Here is a 25,871-nt window from a genome sequence, read left to right as displayed (position 1 = left end):
CGGGTGGCGGCCGCTCGTCGAGGGCCACCGGGCGAGGGGAGAAGAAGCGCTCGTCGCGTACGGCGTCTGCGAGGACGCCCGCGGAAAGCAGGGCCGTGGGACGGTGGCGACGAAGCGCTGCGGGCCGCAGAGGTACGCCTCCACCGTGCCGTCGGCCGCCAGTTCGCGCAGGTCGGCGGTGGTCGGGCGGCCGGGGTGGGCGCCGTACGGCAGTCCTGCGGCGGGCTCGGTGACATGCAGGCGTGCCGTGGCGTTCGGGAGCTTCGCCAGCAGGGCGAGTGTCTCCTCCCACAGCGGGGTCTCCGCGCTCGTGCGGACGACGTTCAGTACGGTGACCGGCCGATCGGGGTTGGTGTCCAAAAGGCCGCGCAGGACGGGGAGCGCGGGCGTGATGCCGATGCCCGCGACTGCCAGCAGGAGGGAGCGGCGCGTGTCGGCGGCGGTGAGTTCGTCGCCGTAAGGTCCCGACAGGAGCACGTGGGAGCCGGTCGGGAGGGCGTGCAGGCGGCCCGACACCCGGCCGTCCTCGACCCGCTTGACACTGATCCGCAGTTCGGAGTCGGTGGCGCCGGTAAGGGTGTAGCACCGCCACAACGGGCCCGTCTCGTCGGCGAGATGGAGGCGGAGGTGCTGTCCGGGACGGCATCCCGGACGGGCCGGGTCGCGGACGGCGAAGGTGGTGACCGTGGGGCTCTCCTCCGTGCGCCGGATCAGTTCGGCGTACCGGGGGCGGCCGGGTTGCGCCAGGCGTGCGGTGTACCGGGGATCCGAGGGCGCGCGGCCGCGGTCGACGAGCTGGTCTCCCCGCTCGATCCGGCCGCCGCGTACGGCCCGGGCGTACACCCCGCAGTAGAGGTGGCCGAAGCGGGAGGCGAGCAGTGCCGGGACGTTCAGGTCGCGCACTGCCGATCCGGGCCGGACCGTCGTGGCCCGGCAGCGCTCGGTGGGGAAGGTGAACTCCAGCTCCGCCTCGCCCAGTTGGGCCCGCGCGCCGGGCAGGTCCAGCTCGCGCCAGGCGCCGAGGCCGGAGAGGTACAGGTTGGCACGGAAGCGGAGCGGGTCGACGGGGACACCGGCCGCTTGCGCCAGCGCCTCCACCGTGTCGAGGTGGATGACGGACAGCGGCGCGTCGGACCAGTCCCACAGGGCCGCCCCGGGGCACAGCAGCCGCACGGGGCCGAAAGGACCAGGGGGGAACCACTCCCGGATCGACTCGTCGGACGCTCCTGGGTCGTCGGATGCGATCCGAACCTCGCGGCCATCGGGAGCGGCGAGCCAGAGGCCGTCCGGCTCCATCTCCAGTCGGTACAGGCCGAGTTCGGCGTGCTTGCGCAGACGCAGCAGCACCTCGCTGGAGATCCAGCCGTGCGCGTTCGGGACAGCTCCGCACGCCAATGTCGGTCGCGCCAATGGCCACCAAGACGCCAAGGCCAAGGACGGGCATCTCGGTGTCGTTGTTCAGCTTGCGCAGCGGGCGTGGCCCAGTCATGGAACGTGCTCTGCGTAGCCGTGCTGCCGGATATGGGTGGCTGTCTCAGCGTCCGAGCAGCCGCATGGCGTCCTCTTCGTGGTGGTCACCGGAGGCCGGAGTGAGGTTGTCGAGCTTGGCGATCTGGTCAGTGCTCAGCTCGATGCCGTCGGCGGCGGTGTTCTCCTCGACGCGTTCGACGCGCTTGGTGCCGGGGATCGGGGCGATGTCGTCGCCCTGGGCCAGCAGCCAGGCCAGAGCCACCTGGGCCGGGGTGGCCCCGGCCTCGTCGGCCACAGCCTTGACCTCGTCGGCCAGGCGCAGGTTCTGCTCGAAGTTGCCGGGCAGGAACCGCGGGTTGTTCATGCGGAAGTCGTCCGCGTCCATCCAGTCGGTGGAGCGGATCGCGCCGGTCAGGAAGCCGTGGCCGAGCGGCGACCAGGGCACGAAGCCGATACCCAGCTCCCGCGTGGTCGGCAGGATCTCCGCCTCCGGGTCACGCGACCACAGGGAGTACTCGGTCTGGAGCGCGGTGATCGGGTGTACGGCGTGGGCCCGGCGGATCGTGTCGGGCGCGGCCTCGGACAGGCCGATGTGGCGGATCTTGCCCTCCTGGACCAGCTCAGCGAGGGCCCCGACGGTGTCCTCGATGGGCGTGTTCGGGTCGACGCGGTGCTGGTAATACAGATCGATGTAGTCGGTCCCGAGGCGCTTCAGCGAGCCCTCGACCGCGATCCGAATGCTCTCCGGGCTGCTGTCGAGGCCCTCGCGGCCGGTGTGCGAGATGAACCCGAACTTCGACGCCAGCACCACCTGGTCACGGCGGCCCTTGAGAGCCTTGGCGACGAACTCCTCGTTGGTGAAGGGGCCGTATACCTCGGCGGTGTCGATATGGGTGATACCCAGGTCGAGCGCGCGGTGGACGGTGCGGATGCCCTCGGCCTCGTCGGTGTCCTTGCCGGTGTAGAAGGCGTTCATCGGCATCGCGCCGAGACCGATACGGGAGACCTCCAGGTCACCCAGTTTGATGTGCTTCATGGTTGCCGCTCCGTGGGGTTCACGTGTACCTGCGGGTTTCCGGCATGCCGCATTGCTGTCGCACGCCGGAACGGGGACGCGGGTGGGTCTCCCGCGCGAGAAGCCTGATCTTCAGACCTAGTCCAGCCTGCTGGACGGGCTCGCCCGGTGGCAGGGCGAGCTGTGCCGGGGAGCGGAGTTCCGGGGTGCGACAGGGCCCCCCAACCGCCTTCCGAGGAGGTCACGAGCGCCTGCACACTCGACGACATGACATCTCAGCAGCAGTACGGCACCGAGCTGGGCCGCTTCCTGCGCGCCCGCCGGGCCCGGGTGACCCCCGGGCAGGCCGGCCTGCCGACAGGCGCCGGTGTGCGCCGCACCCCGGGCCTTCGCCGAGAGGAACTGGCCATACTGGCCGGCATCAGCATCGATTACTACGCCCGGTTGGAGCGCGGCAAGGAGACCCGGCCGAGTTCCTCCGTCGTCGACGCCCTCGCCCGTGCCCTCCTGCTGGAACCGGACGAGGCCGAGCACCTGCACAGCCTGGCCGCCATCGCCGCCCGGACCGCACCAGAACCTCCGGCCGCACCGAGCCGGACCGTACGGCCCGGCGTCAAGCTTCTGCTGGAGAACCTGCGGCCGGCCCCCGCGTATGTGGTCAGCCGCACGAACGACCTGCTCGCCGCGAACCCCGCCGGACTCAGGCTCCTCGCCGGGATCGAGGAATGGCCGGCCAAGGAGCGCAACATCGCCCGCTATGTCTTCCTCCACCCCGCCGCCCGCGACCTGTTCGCCGACTTGGACAACCAGGTCCGTGGCTGCGTCGCCCACCTCCGCGCCCTGGCCGGCACCGACCCCGACGCACCGGACCTGACCCGACTGGTCGGCGAACTCCTGCTGAAGAGCCCGGAGTTCGCCCGCCTGTGGAAGCGTTACGACGTCAAGAACCGCTCATACGGCCAGAAGGCCTTCCACCACCCCGAGGTCGGCGACCTCACCCTCGGCTTCCAGTCCCTGCAGCTGGAGGGCACCCCCGGCCACCACCTGCTCGCCTACAACGCCGAACCTGGTACCCCCGACCACGACGCGGTCGCCCTCCTCGACCTCCTGGCCCACCAGCCGGCTTCCAGGCCCGCGACACCGGGCACGGCATCGCCCACCTCGCCCTCGCCCTGACACAAGACTCTCCGCGCAGGCGAAGACGCCGGCTCACTGAAAGGGCGTCCAGCGAGGGCACGGCTCCGCCCCCTCGGCCCCGGGCCGACTGTCAGCGGCCTGGTACGAGCTCGAGGGGATGGAAGTGGCGCTGGTAATAGAGGGTCGGGGTGCCCTCGCTCAGGCGGACGCTGTCGACGCGGCCGAGGAGGATCGTGTGGTCGCCGGCCGGGTGGATCTCGTAGGTGCTGCATTCGAGAGTGACAGCGGCGCCGTCGAGCGTGGGAAGTCCGTGCTCATCGGGGGCGAATCCGGGGTGCGCGAACTTGTCGGCGCCCCGGGTGGCGAACCGCATGGCGAGTTCGGTGTGCTCGTCGGTGATGACGTGGACGAGCCAGCGTTCGGCGCCGGTGAAGGCGGGGTGGCATTCGGCGCTGGCCGCCAGGCACACCAGGATCAGCGGGGGTTCCATCGAGACCGAGCAGAACGAGGTCGCCGTGAAGCCGCGCCATTGTCCGGTCTCGTCGGCGGTGGTGACGATGGTGACGCCGGAGGGGAAGGAGGCCATGGCCTCTCGGAAACTGTGTGTTTCGGTGCTGATGGTGTCTGTCATAAGTGCGTTCACTCCCACCGAGTGTGTGATGGAGATGGAGCCTCGCGCGTGGTGCGCAGGGACTTGATCGGGTTCGGGTGGCGCCGTCGAAGGTGGCTCCCGGCGGCGCTCCGGCAGTAATGGAGTCGGCCAAGCTGACCGCGTTCGACGGGGCGTTCGTGTGCCTTGGCCGGGTCCGGGCTCAGCGTCGCGGCTGCGGATCTGCACGTTCTGGTGGATCTGCTGAACCCGGACCGGGCTCGCGTCTGCGATGGTCGCTTCGCACACGGGACAGGGGCCGCCTCCTTGCTGGTGCCCTCACTTCGCGCCCGCTTCAGTCAGCAGCCGTGCCGCAGGGCTGCCTCTGCGACCAGACGCACCGGCGACGAGGGCGGCCCTTCACGTCGAGACCGTGTCGGCCTCAGAGCACGCAGCCGATGTGCGCCTTGGTGAACGGCAGTTCGACCGGGGCTCCGAAGAGCGTGGCCGCGTACAGGCCCGCCTGGTTCTCGTAGATGGCGATGGGCTGGTTGCGCATGCCCATCAGGTCGCGCAGGTAGTGCTGGAACAGCTTGTCGCTGCCCATGACGGCGCCGCCGCCGACCTCGAACACCTTGGCGACCGCGGCGAGGCACTGGGCGATGGCTTGGGAGGCCTCGAACCGGGACTGGAGGCGTGTCTCGTTGGAGATCGGCTTGCCCGCGACGACGTCGGCGTAGATGGGGTCCCAGGTGCGCGGGATGCGCGAACGTGTGTCCCTGACCAGGGTCACGGCCTCGGACAGCCGGGTGTGCAGGACCGTGTTCTGCGCGGCGGCCGCGCCGGTCACGGCCGACACGCGGCGCCTGTTGTCGTCGATGAAGGCGTCGAGCGCACCGGTGGCGGCGCCGATAGCGCAGGACGCGATGTTAAAGGCCCACATCGACACCCAGGGCAGCTCGAAGATCGGGCCGGTGTTGACGGCCTTGCCCGGCTCGGTGTGGTGGTAGAGCGCTTCGACGGTCAGGGTCCGGTGCTCCGGGACGACGGCGTCGACCGTGACCTCCTTGCTGCCGGAGCCCTGGAGTCCCGCGACCCGCCAGCTGTCCTGGTCGATCTCGAAGTCGGAGGCCGGCACGAGGAACATGCGGAACTCGGGGCCTTCGCCCTCTTCCGGAATCGCGCCGCCCAGGATGGTCCACTGGGCGTGGTCGACTCCGCTGAGGAACTTCCACCGCCCTGTTAGACGGAATCCGTCGCTCACCCGCTCAACCTGGCCGGTCGGGGCGAACGACGAGGCGGCACGGGCATCGAGGTTCGCACCCCAGACGTCCTGCTGTGCCTGCTCGGAGAACAGCCCGATGTACCAGGCGTGGCCGCCCAGCAGCGCGCCGACCCAGCTGCTGGCGGGACACGCCGTGCCGAGCCGTACCAGCCCCTCTTCCCAGGTCGTCGGGTCGACCTCGAGGCCGCCCCACTGCCGGGGCTGCACCGCGCGGAAGACACCGGCGTCCGCCATCGCCCTGATGTTCTCCTCGGGCACGCGCCGCAGTTCGGCGGCCTTGAGCGTGTTGGCCCTCAGCAGCGGCAGGATGCCGTCGATGCGCTCCAGGTAGCGGGCGGATTCGGCGGGGGTTCCGGGTTCAAGGGCCTCGGTGGGCTGGGACGGCTCGAGAAGGTCGGTGTGGGGGGTTGGTGACATGGGTCGCTTCTCCTCAGTTCGTGATTACTAAGGCTTGCCTTACTTCAGTAGTACGCTACAGTTTCGTACTATGCAATCCCAAGCGAAGATCAGAGAACGCGAACGCCACATCCTCTACGTGGCCGTGGAACTGCTCAGCGAGGTCGGCTTCGACCGGCTGACGTTCGACGCCATGGCGGCCAAGGCGAGCGTGTCCAAGACGACCCTCTACCGACGCTGGCCGACCAAGCACGAACTGGTCATCGACGCCGTACGCCGCCGGGTGGGCTTCTCCTTCACCGTGCCCGACCAGGGCAGTTTCCGCGCCGACGTACTCGAGGCCCTTCGGCTGGTCAGCAACTGGCTCAAGCGGGACGGCGCCATGCTGCGCAACCTCGTGGACGCCGGCCGGCGCGACGCGGACCTGCGCGAGGCGACCGAACGTCAGCTCGCCCAGCCCCTCGACGGCATGTGGGAACAGGTCATCGACCGGGCCCAGGGCCGCGGCGAACTGCGTACCGATACGGACCCGTCCTGGCTCAGCGAGCTGGCACAGGGCGTGCTGATCAACCGGACCCTCGTGGCGGACGTCCCCGTCACCGACGCGTTCCTCGAACGCCTGACGGACGAAGTCCTCCTTCCCTCCTTCGCCCACCCCGCCTGACCCACCCCACCGGGAGCTCCACCATGCCCCGACACAAGTCACCCGCCAGCCGCAGGATGCTCCACGCCGAGGTCACCCGCACCCAACGCACCAGCCCGAGCTTCATCACCCTCACCATCCAGGGCCCCGACCTCGCGGACTTCGACCCCATGGGCTTCGACCAGGCCTGCCGGCTGTTCTTCCGCCGCGACGGCCAGCAAGAACTCGCCATGCCGACCGCCTCGCACAACGGCTGGCTGGCCCAGTTCATGCTCATGCGGCCGGCCGTCCGCCCCTGGGTCCGCCTCTACACCGTGCGCGCGTTCCGCCCCGAAGCCTGCGAGATGGACCTCGAGTTCGTCGTACACGGCGACCACGCCGATCACGGCGACACGGGCCCCGCCTCCGCGTTCGCCTCCCATGCCCGGCCCGGCGACCCGGTCGGGCTGTTCCCCGAAGGAATCGGCTACCTCCCCACGCCAACCGCCCAGTCCCAGCTGCTCGTCGGCGATGAAAGCGCCGTACCGGCCCTGCTGTCCATCCTGGAACAGTCACCGGCCGACCTCACCGGCGACGCCTACCTGGAAGTGCCCACCTCCGAGGACATCCGGCCGATCGCGGCACCCGCCGGAGTCACCGTCCACTGGCTCCCCCGCGACGACCACACCGCCGTCCCCGGACAACTGGCCCTGAAAACGGTCACGTCCTCCTGGAAGCTCCGCCCGGATCAGCGCATCTACTGCTGGGTGGCGGGCGAGAGCGGCCTCCCCACCGGCCTGCGGCGCCACCTGGTCAAGGAACAGGGCGTCCCGAAGAACGACGTCTCCTTCCTCGGCTACTGGAGGCACGGCAAGCGCAGCCCCGGCTGAACGGGCCGATCGCCTTCCCCCTGACGCGAACCCGACGCTGTCCCCGCAGTTCAAGGCGTTCCAAGAGCGGAGCATCGTGAACTGAAGGAAACCGGCGCTCTCACCTTCTCCGCGGACCTGAGCACCGTCGAGGGCGCCACCGCCCTGATGGACCACGCCCTCGCGGAACTGGGCGGCATCGACCTGCTCGTGAACAACGTCGGGGCGGAGATCCTGTCCCCGGTTCCTCGAGACCGATGACGCCCGCTGGACCGCCTCCCTCGACCTCAACCTGCTCAGCGCCGTCCGCGCCACCCGGGCCGCACTGCCCAGCCTGATCGAACGCCGCGGCTCGATCGTCAACATCTCCTCCGTCATCGCCCGGCAGCCCGGCACAGGCATGAGTGTCTACGGCGCGGGCCACGGCGGGTCTGGCCTCACTCGGGAAGGCCCTGACCGAGGAGTTCGGCCCCCAGGGCGTGCGCGTCAACACCGTCACCCCCGGGGTGACCCGCACCGCCGTGTTCAAACAGTACGCAGCGCTCCTCCCCCAGATGCCGGAGGCCTACAACATCACCAGTGGTCACATCGACGAACCCGAGGAAGTCGCGGCCCTGGTCGCGTTCCTCCTCTCCGACGTCGCCGGCAACGTCCTCGGCGCCGACTACGTCATCGACGGCGGCACGGTCAAGGCCCTCTGATCCCCGTCGCCAACTCCGCACCGGCCCTGAGAGTCGCTGATTCGAGCGCAAGGCCGCCCGCTCGGCCACGTGGTCAGGCGGGCATACAGCTCGGCGGACCGGCCGGTTCACGGCTCCTACGCCGACCGCACCACATGACGAGCTCCATCGACGCAGCCGTCCCGCCCCTCGACACCGGACTTCACCTCACCCAGCACCACTCACCTGGAGATTCGTCATGTCCTCAACCGCCGACCGCACACGTGGAACAACCACCGCGTCCGCCCTTCCGCCCGCCGACGCACCCCATCGCCACCGCTGGTGGATCCTCACCGTCATCTGCGCGGCCCAGCTCATGGTGGTCCTGGACGCGACCATCGTGAACATCGCCCTGCCCTCGGCCCAGCAGGACCTGGGTTTCTCCGACGGTAACCGGCAGTGGGTCGTCACCGCCTACACCCTGGCCTTCGGCAGCCTGCTGCTGCTCGGCGGCCGCATCGCCGACCTCTTCGGCCGCAAGGCGACCTTCCTGACCGGGCTGGTCGGCTTCGGCGGAGCATCCGCCCTGGGAGGCGCCGCGACCAGCTTCGAGATGCTCGTCGTCGCACGTGCCGGGCAGGGCCTGTTCGGCGCCCTGCTCGCTCCGGCTGCCCTGTCCCTGCTGACCGTGACCTTCACCGATGCCAAGGAACGTGCCAGGGCGTTCGGGGTCTTCGGCGCCATCGCCGGGGCCGGCGGAGCCGTCGGCCTGCTGCTCGGCGGCCTGCTCACCGAGTACATGGACTGGCGCTGGACCCTCTACGTCAACCTCGCCTTCGCAGCCGTGGCCTTCGCCGGCGGCGCGATCCTGCTACAACGCACCACCCGCGACAAGTCCGCCACCATCGACATCCCCGGCGCCGTCCTCGTCAGCGCCGGCCTGTTCGCCCTGGTCTACGGCTTCTCCAACGCCGAGACCCACGACTGGAGTTCGGCAGCAACCTGGGGCTTCCTGGCCGGCGGCGTCGTCCTGCTCGGCGTGTTCGCCTGGTGGCAGACCCGCGCCGCCCATCCCCTGCTGCCCCTGCGGGTGCTGCTCGACCGAGACCGCGGCGCCTCCTTCCTGACCATCCTGATCACCGCCGCCGGCATCTACGGCGTCTTCCTCTTCCTCACCTACTACCTGCAGCAGAGCCTGGGTTACACCCCCATCAGGACCGGACTGGCCTTCCTGCCCCTGGTCATCGGACTCGGGATCGCCGCCTCGCTCGCCTCCACGGTGCTGATCCCCCGCATCGGCCCCAAGGCAGCCGTGCCGCTGGGCATGGGCACCTCCGCCGTCGGCATGGTCTGGCTGACCACCCTCGACCTCCACAGCAGCTACCCGACGGACATCATGCTTCCGCTGCTCGTGGCGGGACTCGGCCTGGGCCTGGTCATCGCCCCGGGACTGGCCCTGGCCACCTCCGGCGTGGGCGCCGAGGACGCCGGTGCCGCCTCCGCCGCCGTCAACACCATGCAGCAGGTCGGCGGCTCTCTGGGCACCGCCCTCCTCAACACCCTCGCCACCGGCGCCGCCACCGACTACCTGACCGACAAGAACCCCAAGGACCCCGCCGTCCTCGCCCAATCCAGCCTGGAGGCCTACTCCACCGCCTACTGGTGGTCCGCCGCTTTCTTCGCAGCCGGCCTGATCATCACCGCCGTCCTCTACCGACGCGGCGTACCGGCCACCGATACCGACGCGGCCCCCGTCGTGCACATGTGAGGTTGCCGGTCAGGACCGTGCCTGCGATACGAAGCCCCGGACCCGCCCGGCACCGCTGGCGTCGGTGCGCCGGCCGTGCAGATCGCCATGAGCCGCGATGCCAAGGTGATCGCCGGCGCCGTTCCTGCGCGGAGGCGGGGTTCGTCGCCGGGCCGACCGACGCAGAGGTGGACCCTGGTCGGCCGCACCGGCAATCCGGAGGCCCAGGTTCGCACGCTCGCTCCTCCACCCGAGGGCTTCAACCCCGACGCCGTCGCAGGTCAGGACGTCGCTGTCCACGTCCCGCGGGCCGACCCGAATCGCGCAGACCCTCACCGCGCCGGCCGACGGCGCCACCTCCGGCGCACTGCGGGTACCGGTCACCGCCGTCCACCCGCTCTTGCCGGCTCCTCCACGAAAGAGATCTGATCGTGCCCACTGTCGCCGTCATCGGCGTCCGCCCCGGCATGGGCCTGTCCATCGCCCGCACCTTCGGCAAGCGCGGCTTCGACGTCGCCCTCATAGCCCGGACCAAGGGGAAGCTGGAGAACCTCGTCGAGCAGCTCGGCCAGGAGGGCATCACGGCCGCCGCGTTCCCCGCCGACGTACTGGACCGCCCCTCCATCACCGAGACCAAGAAGCCCGTCGCCACTCCCACGCACTCATCGCCGACGCCCTCGGCATCGCACCTGACGTGCGGCAGGTCACCGCGGCGCAGGCGAGCGCGCTGTCGATGACCGTGTCCGCGATGCGTCAACTCCGAGCTGTATTGCGGGCGTTCAATCGTTCGCCTGAACGTTGGATTGAGGCTTGGGGAAACAGTGCCCATCCGTGCGGGGCGACGGCCTCCTCGACGTGCCCAGTTTCAGCAGCCGACATAGAGGCGGGACGGGGTCGCCGTCGGTGAGTCCGGCCCTTGCCACTCAGTCCGCCGCCCGGCGCCGGGACAGCCGTACCTCCTCGATGTCGAGTTGCCGCTGGACCTGGCGCAGCACAGTGTCGTCGATCTCGTTGTCGTCGCGCAGGCGGAGCACGGTGGCGCGTTTGCGGGCGAGGAGGGCCAGGCGCAGGGCGGTGTAGTGGCGGTCGTGGCGCAGGGCTTCCTCGTCCTCAGTCTCGCCGCCGCCCGCGCGGACGAGGAGGAGGTGGGTCTCGTACTCCTGACGCAGGCGTTCGGCGACATCGGGGGCGGTGCCCAGGTCGTCGGCGACCTGCGGGAGTGCCTTGAGGGCCTCCTCGGTCGCGGTCGTCTCGGCGAGGAAGCGTTCCTCCTCCACCGAGGTGTCGTGGGGCAGTCGGGCCCAGCGCACCACGGCCGGCAGCAGCAGTCCCTGTACGACCAGGGTGGTGACGATGACCCCGGAGGTGACGAAGACGATCGTGTCGCGGTCGGGGAAGGGTGCGCCGGAGTCGAGCGTGGTCGGCACTGACAGGGCCACCGCCAGCGAGACCGCACCCCGGAAGCCGGCGATTGAAGTGACCACCCGGGCACGGTAGTTCATCCGGCGCAGGCGCTGTTGCGGACGGCGATCGAGCAAACGGATCAGGTACGGGACGGTGAAGTTGAAGGCGAAGCGCGCCGCGACGACCACGGCGGAGACCGCTCCTACGGCGATGAGGGCGTGGGTGAGATCGCTGCCGTGCAGTTCGCGTACGGCAGCCTGTGCCTGCAGGCCGACGAGGACGAACAGGGAGCCGTTGAGCAGGAAGGTGGCCAGCGACCAGGATTCCTCCGCCTGCCGACGCATCGCGGCCCCGGCCACGCGAGGCCCGGCCTGACTCATGATCAGCCCCGCGGCGACGGCCGCGAGCACTCCGGAGGCATGGATCAGTTCGGCGAGCAGGTAGGCCGCGAACGGCGTGAGGATCATCGTCACATTCCCCAGCAGCGGGTCCTCGAAGACCCGGCGCACCCTGATCACCAGCCATGCGATCAGCGTTCCGGCCGCGGCTCCACCGACGTAGGAGACGACGAACAGCCAGGTGACGTGCGGGACGGTGAAGTGCTCCTCGCCAACCGTGGTGCCGACGGCCAGGCCGAAAACCACCAGTGCGGTGCCGTCGTTGATGAGGCTCTCGGCGCGCAGCAGGGTGACGTTGCGTCGGGGCAGGGCCTTGGCGAGGACTCCGACGGCGGTCGCGTCGGTAGGAGCTACGGCCGCACCCAGCACCCATGCCGGTCCCCAGGCCAGGCCCAGTTCGTGCGCCACGGTCGCCACGGCTCCGGCGGTGCCGATGACCAGCACGGTGCTCATCAGGATGATGCCGCGCAGGTCCCGCCGGATCTCCCGCAAGGATGTGGTCAGGCTCTCCCAGTACAGCAGCACCGGCAGGAAGATGAGCAGCACCGCCTCCGGCGGAAGCTCCACCTCGCGCAGCGCGGGCACGAAGCCGAGCAGCGCGCCGAAGACCAGCAGCACGACGGGCGGGGCGATCCGGTAGCGGTCACCCAGGGCGTTGCCGAGGAGCACCGCCGCGCCGAGGACCACGACGAGTTCAAGACCGATCACTGCATGCCTCCCAGCCGGGTCAGGAGTCCGATGACCGACTGCGCGACGTCGCGGGGATCGGGATCACGGCTGTCGGCCATGATCGGGGCGTGGGGCTCGCCGGGCGACGTGGCGGCGTGGGCGATGACGTTGGACATTGGTCTTCTCCCGCGGTTTCAGCGAGGCAGGAGCCGCATGGTCGTCGAGCCCGCGGTGGAGCTCGTGATGCGCTGGATGGTGTTCGCGGAGTAGCGGCCGTACTTGGTGCGGTAGGCAGCATTGACCGCGTCGTTGATCTCGCCGTCGACGTCCTCGAACGTCACGTCCTTCTCGACCCCGCCGGCCTCGACACGGCCCTCGTGTCGGGCTCGGGTGCCGCAGAACCAGGCGGAGGCGGGGCCGTTCACGGAGCGGACGTAGATGTCGTCGCCCACGCGCACGACCCAGATGGTGCGCCGGCTGCTCAGCTCGCCGTCCCGGCGCCGGGAGGCGACCTCGAGTTCCTCGGCCGATCCGACGCGGTCGAGTTCGTCGTCGGACCAGGGAGCGGTCGTGGTCATCAGTTCATCTCCTCGGTTCTCGGATGGCTTCTGCTGCGGCGCGGGCTTGAACAGGTCAGGGCGCGAGGGCTCCCCTTGACGTAAGACGATCTTCAATGGGCATCAAGCCTGGTCAGAGTTCCCGCATCACGGCAGACCGTGCCATGCCGGAAGTCGGTGTTCCAGGGTGTGACAGGTCCCCCCACGCCGCCGTGGCGGCCAACAACCGGCGCCCACAGCCCCGATCCTGTCGGCGGCCCGGACCCGACGGAACGTTACGGATACGTTCCGGACTCTTGACGGCCACCGTATGACTGCGTAGACATGACCGCGCAGTCAGACAAACGGCGTCTGACAGAATCGGGCTCGATCGTGCGGCCATCGGGAGACTTCATGACGCGAGGTACAGGACGGGACGGAAGCCCCGGCGCGCCGCGCAGCGTGGACGTGGCCCGGGTGGCCGGGGTCTCGCAGAAGACGGTGTCGAGGGTCTTCAACGACGAACCGTACGTCTCCGCTGCCGTACGCCGACGTGTCCTCGACGCAGCCGAGCAGCTCGGCTACCGGCGCAACAACGCCGCCCGGGCCCTGGCCTCCGGACGGACCCGCTCGATCGGCGTGGTGACCCTGGGCACGGCCCTGTACGGTCCCGCCTCACTGCTCATGGGTGTGGAGCGGGTCGTCCGGGACACGGGCTACGCGCTCCGCGTGGTCAACACGATGGAGGGCGACCCGGCGGGCCTCGCCGGCGCCGTCGACTCGCTCCTCGACCAGGGCGTGGACGGCATCGTCATCTCCGAGCCGATCGACGAGGACGGCGGCGAAGGAGACCTCTCCGCCCGCGTCGACGTGCCCGTTCTGGTCCTCGGCGCGCCACAGCCCTTCGCGGCCTCCACCGTGTTGTTCGGGGGACGCGGCGCCGATCGGATGGCACGGGCGGTCGTCGAGCATCTGCTGGACCTGGGGCATCCGACGGTCCATCACCTCGCCGGTCCCCAGCGGTGGTACGCCGCCAAGGACCGTCTCGAGGGATGGCGGTCGGCCCTGGCCGCGCACGACAGGAGTGAGCCGCCGGTCATCGAGGGCGACTGGTCGGCCGCCTCCGGCTACGCGGCGGGCCGGCAGCTGGCCGCCGACCCCGAGGTGACGGCGGTGTTCGCCGCCAACGACGACATGGCCATCGGTCTGATCCGAGCTCTGACGGAAGCCGGCCGGAGTGTGCCGGAGGACGTCAGCGTCGTCGGCTTCGACGACATCCCGGTCGCCGCCTATGTGACTCCTCCCCTGACCACGGTGCGACAGCCGTTCGACACGGTGGCGCAGGAGGGGCTCAAGCGACTCGTGCACGCCATCGAGAACCCGCAGGCAGAGGCTCTGCCGGCGAGCGATCCACCGGTCGACCTCATCGTGCGTGCTTCGACCCAGCCCCCGCCGCCCCGGACGCCCCCAGGACGTCGACGACATAGCGCCTCCCGATCCCGTGGAGAGGCGTCCAGTCTCCCGCTCCCGGAGAAGGGCCCGTCCACCCACCACTGAACGGCGCCGATCAGTTCGGGCTTCGGAGCCCGGGCCCGGCGCGTGAGCCGAGGGGCTGGCCGCCGTACTGGCCGTAGCTCAGCCCCTGCCCAGCCCGACCGCGTCCCCGCCACCGCGGACGACCCCGCCACCCGGACGACGCGCGCACTCCCTTCACCCAGCGGCTCTCAAGCCGCGTGGCCGCAGCGCACTGCGGCCCGTCCCGCACACACCTGCGTGCCCCACACCGGTCGCAGCCCGCGCAACCAAGCTTCCCGAACCCGTCGGCTTCGACGCCCAGATCGTCACGCCCACGCCTGTTTTCTCCTTCGTCATCCCTTTCCGCACGCCCTCCCTCGGCGTGCTGTCCCCTTCGCCATCGGCGGGAGTTCACCATGCCCACATCCGGATCCTTCGCCAGCTCCTCCTCCATGAACCGTCGCCTGTTCCTCACCGCGACGGGCGCCCTGTCGCTCGGCGCCGCCCTCACGGCCTGCGGCGGTGGTGACTCCGACGGTTCCTCCGCGGCCGCCAAGCCGGTCAGCCAGGCCGACATCGACAAGGCGATGCAGACACCGACCGAGCTGACGTTCTGGACCTGGGTCCCGAACATCGCCAAGGAGGTCGCCCTCTTCGAGAAGAAGTACCCGGCCATCAAGGTCAAGATCGTCAACGCCGGCCAGGGCACCCCGCAGTACACCAAGCTGCGTACGGCCCTGAAGGCCGGCAGCGGCGCACCGGACATGGTGCAGATCGAGTACCAGGCCATCCCGACCTTCACCATCACCAACAGCCTCCTGGACCTGCGCCCCTACGGTGCCTCCGCCCTCAAGAACCAGTTCGTCGACTGGACGTGGGGCCAGGTCAGCGGCAGCGACGGCGAGGTGTGGGCGGTCCCCCAGGACACCGGACCGATGGGCATGCTGTACCGCAAGGACATCTTCGACAAGCACGGCATCGAAGTCCCCACGACCTGGGACGAGTTCGCCGCGGCGGCCCGCAAGCTCCACAAGGCCGACCCCGACGTCTACCTCACCAACCTCGCGGCGAACCAGCCCGCCGCCTGGCACGGCCTGCAGTGGCAGGCGGGCGCCAAGCCCTATGTGACCTCCGGCAAGAGCGACATCGCCATCAGCGTCGACGACGCCGTCTCCCGCAAGCTCGGCGAGTACTGGGGCGGGCTCGCCAAGGAGGGGGTCATCGGCGTCGAGCCGGACTTCACCGACGCCTGGTACGCCGCGCTCAACAAGGGCAAGTACGCCACCTGGCTCACCGCCGCCTGGGGCCCCGTCTTCCTCTCCGGCTCCGCCAAGGCCACCGCGGGCAAGTGGCGGGCGGCCCCGCTGCCGCAGTGGGACGCCGCCAAGCCCAGCTCGGGCAACTGGGGCGGCTCCACCACCGCGGTGATCCGCTCGACCAAGAACCCCATCGCGGCAGCCGAGTTCGCGAAGTTCCTCAACTCCGACCCGGCCAGCGCGCGGATGTTCGCCACCGAGCAGTTCTTCTTCCCGGCGACCAAGGCCCTTCTCACGGATGCCGAGTTCATCGGCCAGGCGCCGTCGTTCTACGGCGGCCAGAAGGTCAACCAGCTGTTCGCCGACATCAGTTCCACAGTCAACTCCTCCTTCCAGTGGCCGCCGTTCCTCGACCAGGCGGCCACCGACTGGACGGAGACGGTCGGCAAGTCCCTCGCCGACAAGACCGACACCGTCCGCGCGCTCGGCACCTGGCAGTCACGACTGACGACGTACGCCAAGGGCCAAGGCTTCACCGTCAAGGGGAGCTGAGATGGCTGCCACCACCGCGGCCCCCGCCAAGGGCAAGCGCCGCGCGGCAGGACCGCTGTTCGTCGCACCGTTCATGGTGCTCTTCCTCCTGCTCTTCCTCGCCCCGCTCGGCTACGCCGCCTACCTCAGCTTCTTCCAGGAACGCCTCATCGGCGGCACGGCGTTCGTCGGGTTGGACAACTACGTCAAGGCCGTCCAGGACCCGCAGCTCATCCACGGCGTCGGACGCGTCGCGCTGTTCTTCGTGATCCAGGTCCCGGTGATGCTGGTGCTCGCCCTGCTGTTCGCCCTCGCGCTGGACAGCGGGCTGCTGCGGCTGGCCCGGGTGATCCGGCTGGGCATCTTCGTGCCGTACGCGGTGCCCAGCGTGGTCGCCGCGCTCATGTGGGGCTATCTGTACGGCCCGGACTTCGGCCCGTTCGCCCAGCTGAGCCGGGACCTGGACCTGCCGGTCCCCCAGTTCCTCAGCGAGAGCTGGATGCTCGGCAGCCTCGCGAACATCGTGACCTGGGAGTTCGTCGGCTACAACATGATCATCCTGTACGCCGCCCTGCGCACCATCCCCACCGAGCTGTACGAAGCAGCCGCCATGGACGGCGCCGGCGCCTGGCGCATCGCCTGGTCCCTCAAACTCCCCGCGCTCAGGCCGGCGCTGATGCTCACCCTGCTGTTCTCCGTCATCGGCAGCTTCCAGCTCTTCAACGAACCGAACCTGCTGATGAAGGTCGCCCCGGACGTCATCAGCAGCTCCTACACCGCCAACCTCTACGCCTACTCCCTCGCCTTCACCGGCCAGCAGGTCAACTACGCGGCCACGGTGTCCTTCCTCCTCGGCCTCGTCATCGTGATCGCCTCCTACGCCATCCTGCTCACCGCGAACCGCAGGAGGACCCCGTGACGACCACGACCCCCACGGTCACCGCCGTCCCGGTGACGGACACGGTTCCCGTCGCACCTCGGCGACGCCGTTCCCGTTCACGCCGCAGCACCCCGCTGACGATCGCCATGCTGGCCGCCCTGGCCTACTTCCTCCTCCCCCTGTTCTGGCTGCTGATCGCCTCCACCAAGAGCACCCAGGACCTGTTCAACAGCTTCGGCCTGTGGTTCTCGGACGCCCCGCAGCTGCTGGCGAATATCAAGGCGACCTTCACCCAGGATGACGGCGTCTTCGTGCACTGGCTGCTCAACACGGTGATGTACGCCGTGGTGAGCTCCGTCGGTGCCGCCCTGCTCGCGGCCGCGGCCGGGTACGGCTTCGCCAAGTTCCGTTTCCGCGGCGACCGGTTCGGCTTCAACCTGGTCCTCGGCGCCGTCATGGTCCCCACCACCGCCCTGGCGATCCCGACCTACCTGCTCTTCGCCGAGGCAGGCCTGGTCAACACCCCCTGGGCGATCATCCTGCCCTCCCTCGTCAACCCGTTCGGCCTCTACCTCATGCGCGTCTACGCCCAGGACGCCGTACCCGACAGCATCCTGGAGGCCGCCCGCATCGACGGCGCCGGCGAGGCCCGGATCTTCTTCACGATCGCTCTGCGCCTGCTCGCGCCGGGCCTGGTCACCGTCCTGCTGTTCACGCTGGTGGCGACCTGGAACAACTACTTCCTGCCGCTGATCATGCTCAACGACCCCAATCTGTACCCGATCACGGTCGGCCTGTCCTCCTGGGCCGCCCAGGCACAGAACGGCGGGGCCGGGGCCAGCAGCGACATGCTCGCGCTCGTCGTGACCGGCTCCCTGATCTCGATCCTGCCCCTCGTCGTGGCCTTCCTGCTGCTCCAGCGGTACTGGCAGAGCGGCCTGGCCGCCGGCGGCGTCAAGCAGTAGCTCAACTCCCCCACTTTTCTCCGGAGGTTTCCTTCATGGCGGCTCTGCCTGCCCGCGTCCTCTTCGGCGCCGCGTACTACCACGAGTACCAGCCCTACGAGCGCCCCGACGAACGCCTCAAGACCGACCTGGACCTCATGTCCGACGCGCATGTCACCGTCATCCGGGTCGGCGAGTCGGTGTGGTCGACCTGGGAGCCCGACAACGGGCGCTTCGATCTCGAGTGGCTCCAGCCCGTCCTCGACGGCGCCCACGAGCGCGGCATCGCCGTCGTGCTCGGCACCCCGACGTACGCCGTCCCGCCGTGGCTCGCCCGCCAGTACCCCGAGATCACCGGCGAGCGGCGCACCGGCGAGCGCATCGGCTGGGGTGCCCGCCAGGAAGTCGACTTCACCCACCCCGCGTTCCGCTTCCACGCCGAGCGGATCATCCGCAAGATCGTCGCCCGGTACGCCGACCACCCCGCGGTCATCGGCTTCCAGGTCGACAACGAACCCGGCCTGGAGCTCTTCCACAACCACGGTGTCTTCCAGCGCTTCACCGACCATCTGCGTGCCAAGTACGGCGACGTCGAGACCCTCAACCGCGAGTGGGGGCTGGTCTATTGGTCGCACCGCCTGTCGACCTGGGCCGACCTGTGGACCCCGGACGGCAACGCCCAGCCCCAGTACGACGTCGCCTGGCGGGAGTTCCAGGCCCGCCAGGTCACCGAGTTCATCGGCTGGCAGGCCGACATCGTCCGCGAGTACGCCCAGCCCGAACAGTTCGTCACCACCTGCATCTCCTACAAGCGCCCCGGGGTGGAGGACGACGAGCTGACCGACCGGCTCGACATCGCCACCGGCAACGCGTACTACGGCATGCAGGACGATCTGCTGCTGCCCGACCCGACGCCCGACGGCCACGAGCAGATCTGGCAGACCACCGGCGTCTGGGCGCTGTACCAGACCGCGGACTGGATGTTCTCCTCCCGCCAGGCACCCTTCCTGGTCACCGAGACCAACGCCGGCTCCATCGGCATGCCGTGGGACAACCGCCCCGCCTACGACGGCCAGTGGCGTCAGGCCGCCTGGGCACTGGTCGGGCGCGGGGCCCGCATGATCGAGTACTGGCACTGGCACACACTGCACTTCGGCGCGGAGACCTACTGGGGCGGCATCCTGCCCCACACCGGACAGCCCGGCCGCACGTATGCGGAACTGGCCCGCCTGGGCGCGGAGTTCGACGCCGCGGGCCCGCTGGTGGCCGGGCTCGAACCGGACGCCGACATCACGATGGTGTACTCGACGCCGAGCAAATGGCTGATGCAGAAGTACCCGCCGCTGGCCACGCCGGACGGCGAGCCCGACCCGACCGCCTACCACCGCATCTTCGACCCCTTCTACCGCGGAGCCTTCGACGCCGGCCGCCAGGTCCGCATCGTCCACGCCCGCCAGCTGCACGACCCGCGCGGCGAGCGGGAGGAAGTGGCGCCGGAGGAAGCCGCCCAGCGCCATCCCGTCCTCGTCGTCCCGGCGCTGTACATCGCCGCCGACTCGACACTCGACTGGTTCGCCGCCTACGCCGAAGCCGGCGGCCACCTGGTCCTGGGCCCGCGCACCGGCTATGCCGACCACGAGGCACGGGCCCGCCACGAGCCGGCGCCCGGACGGCTGGTGGAGGCCGCCGGTGTCCACTACGACGAGTTCAGCAACCTGCTCCGAGCAGTCCCCGTGCGCCCGGCGTCCGGCGGACCGCTCGACCTTCCCGAGGACGCGACGGCGACCCACTGGGCGGACGGCCTGACCGTCACCGACGCCGACGTCCTCGTCGAGTACGACCACCCGCACTTCGGCCGCTGGCCCGCCGTCACCACCCGCCGCCACGGCGCGGGCCGCGTCACCACCGTCGGCACCGTCCCCGGCCGCGACCTCGCCCAGGCACTGGCCGCCTGGATGACACCGGCTCCCCGCAACGCGTGGACCGACCTCCCGCAATCCGTCACTGCCACGACCGGCACCTCACCCGACGGACGCCGCGTCCACATCGTCCACAACTGGAGCTGGGAACCCGCGAGCGTCCCCGCCCCGGTGGACCTCACCGACGCCCTGACCGGCGCCGCCCTGCCCGCGGGCACGGCACTGGACCTCGGCGCCTGGGACGTCCGCGTCCTCGTCTCCTGATCCGACCCCTTACCGCCACCACCGTGGCCATCCCCCAGGAGGGGCAATGCACGGCAGAAGCGCAGGAAAAGCGCTGGGAACCTTCGTCGCGGCATCAGCGATGCTGGCGATACCCGTCTCCAGTGCGCACGCGTACAACCCGACGGGCGGGATCCTCTACCAGCTCGGCAGCGAACCGTGCCTGAAGGGGCGGGGCAACTGCGCGATCTACCCGAAGTCGGCGCAGCTGCCGAGCGGGCGTCTGGTCGCGTCGTTCGAGAAGTCCACTGTCGTGTCGGCGACGGGCAGCGCCGACAGACAGACTCTCCCCGTGTACAAGAGCGACGACCACGGCACGTCGTGGCAGCCGCTGTCGGAGGTCAAGGCCCCCGCATACCTCTCCAGCGACCCCAAGTACGCGAAGTACACGAGCAATTGGACGAACCCGTACCTCTACACGCTGCCGCAGGACGTCGGGAACCTGAAGCAGGGCACGCTGCTCCTCGCCAGTGTCGTCTCGGGCGACGACTACTACTACAAGGAGCACAAGGCAGCCGACCCGAACTGGACACCGTCCAACGACGGCGACCGCAAGGACCTGGCGATCGCCCTGTACTCCAGCACCGACGACGGTGCGACCTGGAACGTCCTCAACATCGTCGCGACGGGCGGCTGGCAGGGCGGCAGCGCGGGCGCGGTCGGCCAGAACATCGCCGCCGCGAACACGAACAAGCAGGTGGATCCCCTGTGGGAGCCGTACCTGATGGTCTACAAGGGCCAACTCGTCTGCTACTACTCCGACGAGAACGACTACACCGGCTTCAACGCGACCACCGGCGTGCCCACCCTGGACCCCGCGAACGACACCGCCCCCGACTCGATGGGCCAGATCCTCGCCCACAGAACCTGGGACGGCCGCAGCGCACAGTGGAGCGCGCCCGTCGTCGACATCGCCGGACTCACCCAGAACATGGGAGGCAGCAAGACGGAGATCGGCGGCGGCCGGCCGGGCATGACCAACGTCGTACGCACCGCGGACGGCAAGTGGATGCTCCCCTTCGAATACTGGGGCGGCGGGGCCAACACCCGGTACGTGCTCGCCGACAACCCACTGGAGTTCTACCGCGGTTCCGCCACCGGCACGGACGTCGCCTCCCTGCCGGTCGACACCGGCTCCCGTCCGCTCGCCAGAAACGGCAGTCCGGTGATCATCAGGCTGCCCGGCGGGCGCCTGGTCTACAACGCGGCCGGCAGCGGCAGCGTCTGGGTCAACGAGAGCGGACGCAGCGACGGCACGTGGAAGGAGTACCAGACGACCTCACCGGCCGGTTACAGCCGCAACCTGCAGTACGTCGAGGGCACCGGCCGCATCGCGATCCTCAACAACCAGGGCGCCTCGACGCTCGCCTACGCCGAGGTCGACCTGGGCCGATCGGCCGGCGCCTACTACCAGTTGGTCAACCGCAAGACCGACCAGGTGATCGGTACCGGGAACAACACCAACGACGCGAACCTCGGCAACGGCGACGTTCCCGACGTCGTCCTGGAGGACCCCGGCGTGGCGGCGAACCCGGACACCCAGTACTGGCACGTGGTGACCGAACCGAACGGCGGCACGACCTTGCTGAACAAGTCGGGCGGCCGCGCGGCGGCCATCTGGACGGGTAACGCGACGGCCGGCCAACGGATCGGCCAATGGGTCGACAACAGCGCCACCGGCAGCTGGAACCTGATCAGGACCAGCGACGGGTTCTACAAACTGCAGTCGGTCAAGAACACGAACCTGTACCTGACCGGAGCGTCCGACGGAGCGGCGCTGACCTTGCAGAACGCGGCCACGGACGGCTCGCAGGACTGGGAGCTCGTCCAGTAGGCTCCCGGCCTTCGCGGTCGGCGACACCCCGTACGAGGGCTCTCGGGGGCGCGGCTCCTCGTACGGGGTGGTCTCAGGGGGACATGGCCGCAGGTCAGGCCAGCGTCGACGTCTCGATCACGAACCGGTACCGCACATCGGAGGCCAGGACACGCTCGTACGCCTCGTTGATCTTCTCGGCCGGGATGACCTCGATCTCCGAGCCGATGCCGTGCTCGGCGCAGAAGTCGAGCATCTCCTGGGTCTCGCGGATGCCGCCGATCAGCGAACCGGCGAACGACCGGCCCTGCAGGATCAGCGAGAACACCTGTACCGACAGCGGCTCGGCGGGGGCGCCTACGTTGACCAGGGCACCGTTCACGGCCAGCAGGCCGAGGTAGGCGTCCAGGTCGAGCTTCGCGCTGACCGTGTTGACGATCAGGTCGAAGGTGCCGGCCAACTGCTCGAAGGTGGCCGGGTCACTGGTGGCGAAGTAGTGGTCCGCGCCCAGACGCAGACCGTCGTCCATCTTCTTCAGCGACTGCGACAGCACGGTGACCTCGGCGCCCATCGCGTGCGCGAGCTTCACGGCCATGTGGCCGAGCCCGCCGAGACCGATGACGGCAACCTTCTTGCCCGGGCCCGCGCCCCAGCGGCGCAACGGGGAGTACGTCGTGATGCCCGCGCACAGCAGCGGGGCCGCCTCGTCGAGGCCGAGGCCCTCGGGAATCCGTACGACGAAGTCCTCGGTCACGACGACGTGGGTGGAGTAGCCACCCTGAGTGATCGTGCCGTCCTTGTCGACGGCGCCGTAGGTGAGGGTGTTGCCCTTGAGGCAGTACTGCTCCTCGCCCCGCAGACAGGACGCGCACTCGCCGCAGGAGTTGACCATGCAGCCGACGCCGACCCGGTCGCCGACCGCGTGCCGGGTGACCTCGGAGCCGACCTCGGTGCCAAGCGGCCGGCGACCCATGAGGCCGTGACAGAGCGGCCTTGCTGCACATGACGGTGGCAGCCCAGCCGACCTGTCGGGCACCGTCTAGCGGGGAGGAGATCACGCCCGCGCTGGGTGGCCGGACAGTGTGTTGCCCGCCTGGCGACTGGGCCAAGGACGAGCAGGAACAGGCCGGACGTGTGTGACGAATCGGCTGCCGATGGTCAGACATGACGTGGAGCAGACCGAGCAGTGTCCGGTGCCGTACTCGGGCAGCACGCAGGCGGGCATCTGCGTAGAGCTGAACAAGGCCCGCAAAGGAACTTGTTGCCGCTGACCGCGGTGGCCAGGAACTGGCCGGGACCACCCAAACCTCTACCGGCTCAGCCACGTACCGACAGACCGTCGTGATGCCGACGCCGAAACCGGCCGCCAGTCGGGTGTGGGCGTGACCGCGCTGCAGGTGGACCCCTCATGAGCGACAGCGCGCTTCCCGAGCCGCACACGAGCTGAGGGACTCAACATTGCAGGGGTTGTGCAAAACGTTTTGGATCCTTAGCGTCCGGTTCGGACGGAAGGATCCGCATGATGCGCCGACTGATGGTGACGTCCTGCTCGGTGCTCGTAGTGCCCGAGTGGGGCTCCTGCCGAGTGGAGACGGACCAGGACATCCTGGTCGAGGACGGAGTGATCGCCTGGCTGGGCCCGGCAGGCTCCGGGCCGGAGGCAGCCGGGGCGGAGACCGTTGACGGCACGGGACTGGTCGCCGTGCCCGGGCTGGTGAACGCCCACACTCACGGCCCGATGGTGCTGATGCGCGGCGCTGCCGAGGACGTGAGCGTCGAGGACTGGTTCAACGAGCGGGTGTGGCCCATGGAGGCCAACCTCACCCCTGCCGACATCGGCCTCGGCGCGGAGCTGGCCTGTGCGGAGATGCTGCTCAGCGGGGTGACCACGTTCGCCGACCACTACTTCCACGCCGAGCGGATCGCCGATGCCGTCGTGCGCACCGGAATCCGGGCCGACATCGCGCCGACCTTCTTCAGCAGCCGGGGCCGCGCGGCCCTGGAGGAGAGCGCCGGGACCGCCGCCGCCCTGCACGGCGCGGGCAACGGACGGATCACCGCGTCGCTGGGCCCACACGCGCCGTACACCGTCGAGGACGCGGATCTGGTCCGGGTCGCGGAGCTGGCCCGGGACCTGGGCCTACGGATCCACATCCACGCCGCCGAGCACCTGGAACAGACCGAGTCGAGCCTCGCGCGGCGTGGCATCAGCCCCATCGGGGTGCTGGAGCGGACCGGTGTGCTGGACGCGGGCGCGCTGATCGCACACGGCTGCGGCATCACCCCGGACGACCTGCCGCTGCTGGGGGTGTACGGGGACCGTACGGGCGTGGCCTGCTGCCCCAAGGTGTATCTGAAGCACGCCCTGCGTCCGCTGACTCCGGTTCGGAGCCTGTTGGACGCCGGAGTCGCCGTCGGGGCCGGGACGGACGGGGCGGCCGGACACAACACGCTCGACGTGTGGGAGGCGATGCGGCTGGTCGCGCTGACCCAGAAGCAGGCCGAGCGGGACGCCACCTGGATGACGGTCTCCGACACGGTCCGGCTGGCCACGCGCGGCGGGGCCCGGGCGCTCGGGCTCGGGGACCGGATCGGCGCACTGGAGCCGGGCCGGGCCGCGGACATCGTGCTGGTCGACCTGGGCGGAGCACACTGCCGACCGGTGCACGACCCGGTGGCGGCCCTGGTCTACAGCGTGCGGGCGAGCGATGTGCGCACGGTCGTGGTCGACGGACGGGTCGTCGTGCGCGACGGCCGGCTGCTGACGGTGGACCTGCCGGGGCTGCTGGCCGAGATCGAGGCACGTGTGCCCGCGCTCCTTGACACCTCGCACGGCAGGGCGGTGCAGCACTATGACCCGTGAGCAGGACGAGGACGGGGGGCGCCGCCGGCTGCGGCGGCCCGCGTCGATCAAGGACGTGGCCGCCGCCGCCCGGGTGAGCCCGACCACCGTGTCGCACGTGCTGAGCGGCAACCGGCCGGTCGCGGAGGAGACGGCCGACCGGGTCCGCGCGGTCGTCAGCCGGCTCGGCTACGTACCGGCCTCGACGGCCCGCAATCTCCAGGCCGGTTCGACCAACGTCATAGGGCTGCTGGTGCCCGACATCACCAACCAGTTCTTCGCCGAACTCGCCAAGGGGGTCGAGGACGCCGCCCACGACCTGGGCTATGGGGTCATCCTGTGCAATACGGAGTTCGACCCCGACCGCGAGGACCGCTATCTGGAACTGCTGCGCGGCCGGTTCATCGACGGCATGGTGTACGCCTCGGGATCGCCGCCCTCCCATGGCCGGCTGGCGTCGCTGCTCGGGCGGTTCCCCATCGCCCTGGCCGACGAGGTCGTCCCCGGTCTGCTGGAGCAGACCATCCTGGTCACCGCCGACCACCGCGCGGGAGGCCGGCTGATCGGGCAGCACCTGAGGGAGCTGGGCCACCGCCGGGTGCTGGCGATCAGCGGCCCGGTGGACCTGGTCAGCAGCCTGGAGCGGATCGCCGGTTTCCGGGAGGCGTTCGGTGACGCGGGGGTCACCGAGGTCGAGGGCGCTTTCGTCGAGCGGTCCGGCTACCACCTGGTCGCCGCGGCCCTGGAGGACGGCGGCCCGCGCCGTTTCACGGCGGTGTTCGCCGCCAACGACCTGATGGCGCTCGGCGCGGTCGCCGCCCTGGAGGACGCGGGCCTGCGCGTCCCCGACGACGTCTCGGTGGCCGGCTTCGACGACATCATGCTCGCCTCCCGTGTCCACCCCCGCCTCACCACCGTCCACCAGCCCGCCTACGACGTCGGCCGCACGGCCGGCGCCCAGCTCCTGAGCTACGTCCACCGGGACGAGGTGCCGCCCGCCTCCCGGCACATCCTGCCGGTCCAGCTGAAGGTCCGCGCCAGTACGGCGCCCGTGCGCCCGGCCCCCTGAGCGGGGCGCTGCCGTCGCCCCGCC

General features: G+C 70.0%; 21 protein-coding genes and 3 pseudogenes. 16 read left to right on the top strand and 8 right to left on the bottom strand.

The features are described 5' to 3' along the window. Positions 1-111: 111 nt before the first annotated feature. Both AC5DRG_RS48440 and AC5DRG_RS48435 read right to left on the bottom strand, forming a co-directional pair. Positions 112-1,296: pseudogene (locus AC5DRG_RS48440) on the bottom strand (MOSC domain-containing protein); the annotation flags it as partial. Between the two features lie 238 nt (positions 1,297-1,534). Then, a complete protein-coding gene (locus AC5DRG_RS48435; RefSeq protein ID WP_491806693.1) occupies positions 1,535-2,506 on the bottom strand; it encodes an aldo/keto reductase in 972 nt (323 codons plus the stop codon). 246 nt (positions 2,507-2,752) lie between these two features. Here AC5DRG_RS48435 and AC5DRG_RS48430 point away from each other — a divergent pair, with 246 nt between their 5' ends. After that, the gene (locus tag AC5DRG_RS48430) at positions 2,753-3,661 is read left to right on the top strand and encodes a helix-turn-helix transcriptional regulator (RefSeq protein WP_491806692.1); all 909 of its coding nucleotides are present in this window, start codon (positions 2,753-2,755) and stop codon (positions 3,659-3,661) included. Positions 3,662-3,752: 91 nt separating this feature from the next. Here AC5DRG_RS48430 and AC5DRG_RS48425 read toward each other — a convergent pair whose 3' ends face one another. Further along, a complete protein-coding gene (locus tag AC5DRG_RS48425; protein WP_491806691.1) occupies positions 3,753-4,253 on the bottom strand; it encodes a flavin reductase family protein in 501 nt (166 codons plus the stop codon). A gap of 400 nt (positions 4,254-4,653) precedes the next feature. Beyond that, positions 4,654-5,913 (bottom strand): acyl-CoA dehydrogenase family protein, encoded by a 1,260-nt coding sequence (locus AC5DRG_RS48420; RefSeq protein ID WP_491806690.1) that lies wholly within the window; start codon positions 5,911-5,913, stop codon positions 4,654-4,656. Positions 5,914-5,983: 70 nt separating this feature from the next. Here AC5DRG_RS48420 and AC5DRG_RS48415 point away from each other — a divergent pair, with 70 nt between their 5' ends. The 7 genes and pseudogenes from AC5DRG_RS48415 to AC5DRG_RS48385 all read left to right on the top strand — a co-directional run bounded on the left by AC5DRG_RS48415 (position 5,984) and on the right by AC5DRG_RS48385 (position 10,526). Beyond that, positions 5,984-6,556: a TetR/AcrR family transcriptional regulator gene (locus AC5DRG_RS48415; protein ID WP_491806689.1), complete on the top strand. Its 573-nt coding sequence runs from the start codon at positions 5,984-5,986 to the stop codon at positions 6,554-6,556. Between the two features lie 23 nt (positions 6,557-6,579). Next, a complete protein-coding gene (locus tag AC5DRG_RS48410; RefSeq protein WP_491806688.1) occupies positions 6,580-7,404 on the top strand; it encodes a siderophore-interacting protein in 825 nt (274 codons plus the stop codon). 81 nt (positions 7,405-7,485) lie between these two features. Further along, the gene (locus tag AC5DRG_RS48405) at positions 7,486-7,644 is read left to right on the top strand and encodes an SDR family NAD(P)-dependent oxidoreductase (protein ID WP_491813365.1); all 159 of its coding nucleotides are present in this window, start codon (positions 7,486-7,488) and stop codon (positions 7,642-7,644) included. A 31-nt stretch (positions 7,645-7,675) separates the two neighbouring features. After that, positions 7,676-7,768 (top strand): annotated as a pseudogene (locus AC5DRG_RS48400) (3-oxoacyl-ACP reductase); the annotation flags it as partial. A 19-nt stretch (positions 7,769-7,787) separates the two neighbouring features. Then, positions 7,788-8,084, top strand: a complete 297-nt coding sequence (locus tag AC5DRG_RS48395) for an SDR family oxidoreductase (protein WP_491806687.1) — start codon at positions 7,788-7,790, stop codon at positions 8,082-8,084. Positions 8,085-8,301: 217 nt separating this feature from the next. Next, positions 8,302-9,810: an MFS transporter gene (locus tag AC5DRG_RS48390; RefSeq protein WP_491806686.1), complete on the top strand. Its 1,509-nt coding sequence runs from the start codon at positions 8,302-8,304 to the stop codon at positions 9,808-9,810. A gap of 410 nt (positions 9,811-10,220) precedes the next feature. Next, positions 10,221-10,526 (top strand): SDR family NAD(P)-dependent oxidoreductase, encoded by a 306-nt coding sequence (locus AC5DRG_RS48385; protein ID WP_491806685.1) that lies wholly within the window; start codon positions 10,221-10,223, stop codon positions 10,524-10,526. Positions 10,527-10,712: 186 nt separating this feature from the next. Here the strand turns inward: AC5DRG_RS48385 and AC5DRG_RS48380 are convergent, their stop codons facing one another. From AC5DRG_RS48380 to AC5DRG_RS48370, 3 genes are read right to left on the bottom strand one after another with little or no spacing between them, the layout of a single operon-like run. Further along, on the bottom strand, positions 10,713-12,299 hold the full coding sequence (locus tag AC5DRG_RS48380) for a Na+/H+ antiporter (protein WP_491806684.1): 1,587 nt from the start codon (positions 12,297-12,299) through the stop codon (positions 10,713-10,715). Next, the gene (locus AC5DRG_RS48375; RefSeq protein ID WP_491806683.1) at positions 12,296-12,436 is read right to left on the bottom strand and encodes a hypothetical protein; all 141 of its coding nucleotides are present in this window, start codon (positions 12,434-12,436) and stop codon (positions 12,296-12,298) included. Before AC5DRG_RS48375 ends, AC5DRG_RS48380 begins: the two co-directional genes overlap by 4 nt. An 18-nt stretch (positions 12,437-12,454) precedes the next feature. Further along, positions 12,455-12,838: a DUF2255 family protein gene (locus AC5DRG_RS48370; RefSeq protein WP_491806682.1), complete on the bottom strand. Its 384-nt coding sequence runs from the start codon at positions 12,836-12,838 to the stop codon at positions 12,455-12,457. A 372-nt stretch (positions 12,839-13,210) separates the two neighbouring features. Between AC5DRG_RS48370 and AC5DRG_RS48365 the strand changes: the two genes are divergently transcribed. From AC5DRG_RS48365 to AC5DRG_RS48340, 6 genes are all read left to right on the top strand, one after another. Continuing rightward, positions 13,211-14,353 carry a LacI family DNA-binding transcriptional regulator gene (locus AC5DRG_RS48365; RefSeq protein WP_491806681.1) on the top strand — a complete coding sequence of 381 codons (1,143 nt, stop codon included), beginning with the start codon at positions 13,211-13,213 and terminating at the stop codon, positions 14,351-14,353. 374 nt (positions 14,354-14,727) lie between these two features. Further along, positions 14,728-16,119 (top strand): ABC transporter substrate-binding protein, encoded by a 1,392-nt coding sequence (locus AC5DRG_RS48360; protein ID WP_491806680.1) that lies wholly within the window; start codon positions 14,728-14,730, stop codon positions 16,117-16,119. A gap of 1 nt (position 16,120) precedes the next feature. Beyond that, positions 16,121-17,017 carry a carbohydrate ABC transporter permease gene (locus tag AC5DRG_RS48355; protein ID WP_491806679.1) on the top strand — a complete coding sequence of 299 codons (897 nt, stop codon included), beginning with the start codon at positions 16,121-16,123 and terminating at the stop codon, positions 17,015-17,017. After that, on the top strand, positions 17,014-17,943 hold the full coding sequence (locus AC5DRG_RS48350; RefSeq protein WP_491806678.1) for a carbohydrate ABC transporter permease: 930 nt from the start codon (positions 17,014-17,016) through the stop codon (positions 17,941-17,943). The genes AC5DRG_RS48355 and AC5DRG_RS48350 overlap by 4 nt, the downstream gene beginning before the upstream one ends. A 35-nt stretch (positions 17,944-17,978) precedes the next feature. Continuing rightward, complete coding sequence (locus AC5DRG_RS48345; RefSeq protein ID WP_491806677.1) at positions 17,979-20,105, top strand: beta-galactosidase; 2,127 nt, start codon at positions 17,979-17,981, stop codon at positions 20,103-20,105. Between the two features lie 46 nt (positions 20,106-20,151). Beyond that, positions 20,152-21,957, top strand: a complete 1,806-nt coding sequence (locus AC5DRG_RS48340; RefSeq protein ID WP_491806676.1) for an RICIN domain-containing protein — start codon at positions 20,152-20,154, stop codon at positions 21,955-21,957. Positions 21,958-22,051: 94 nt separating this feature from the next. Here the strand turns inward: AC5DRG_RS48340 and AC5DRG_RS48335 are convergent. Beyond that, positions 22,052-22,888 (bottom strand): annotated as a pseudogene (locus AC5DRG_RS48335) (NAD(P)-dependent alcohol dehydrogenase); the annotation flags it as partial. A 567-nt stretch (positions 22,889-23,455) separates the two neighbouring features. Here AC5DRG_RS48335 and AC5DRG_RS48330 point away from each other — a divergent pair. Together AC5DRG_RS48330 and AC5DRG_RS48325 are read left to right on the top strand one after the other, a co-directional pair. Next, on the top strand, positions 23,456-24,799 hold the full coding sequence (locus AC5DRG_RS48330) for an amidohydrolase (RefSeq protein WP_491806675.1): 1,344 nt from the start codon (positions 23,456-23,458) through the stop codon (positions 24,797-24,799). Beyond that, on the top strand, positions 24,789-25,847 hold the full coding sequence (locus AC5DRG_RS48325) for a LacI family DNA-binding transcriptional regulator (RefSeq protein ID WP_491806674.1): 1,059 nt from the start codon (positions 24,789-24,791) through the stop codon (positions 25,845-25,847). Before AC5DRG_RS48330 ends, AC5DRG_RS48325 begins: the two co-directional genes overlap by 11 nt. Positions 25,848-25,871 lie beyond the last annotated feature (24 nt).

Source organism: Streptomyces sp. JLBG701 (genome assembly GCF_058544905.1).
The sequence above is the reverse complement of the archived record's forward strand: the minus strand, read 5'-3'. Positions and strand labels throughout refer to the sequence as shown.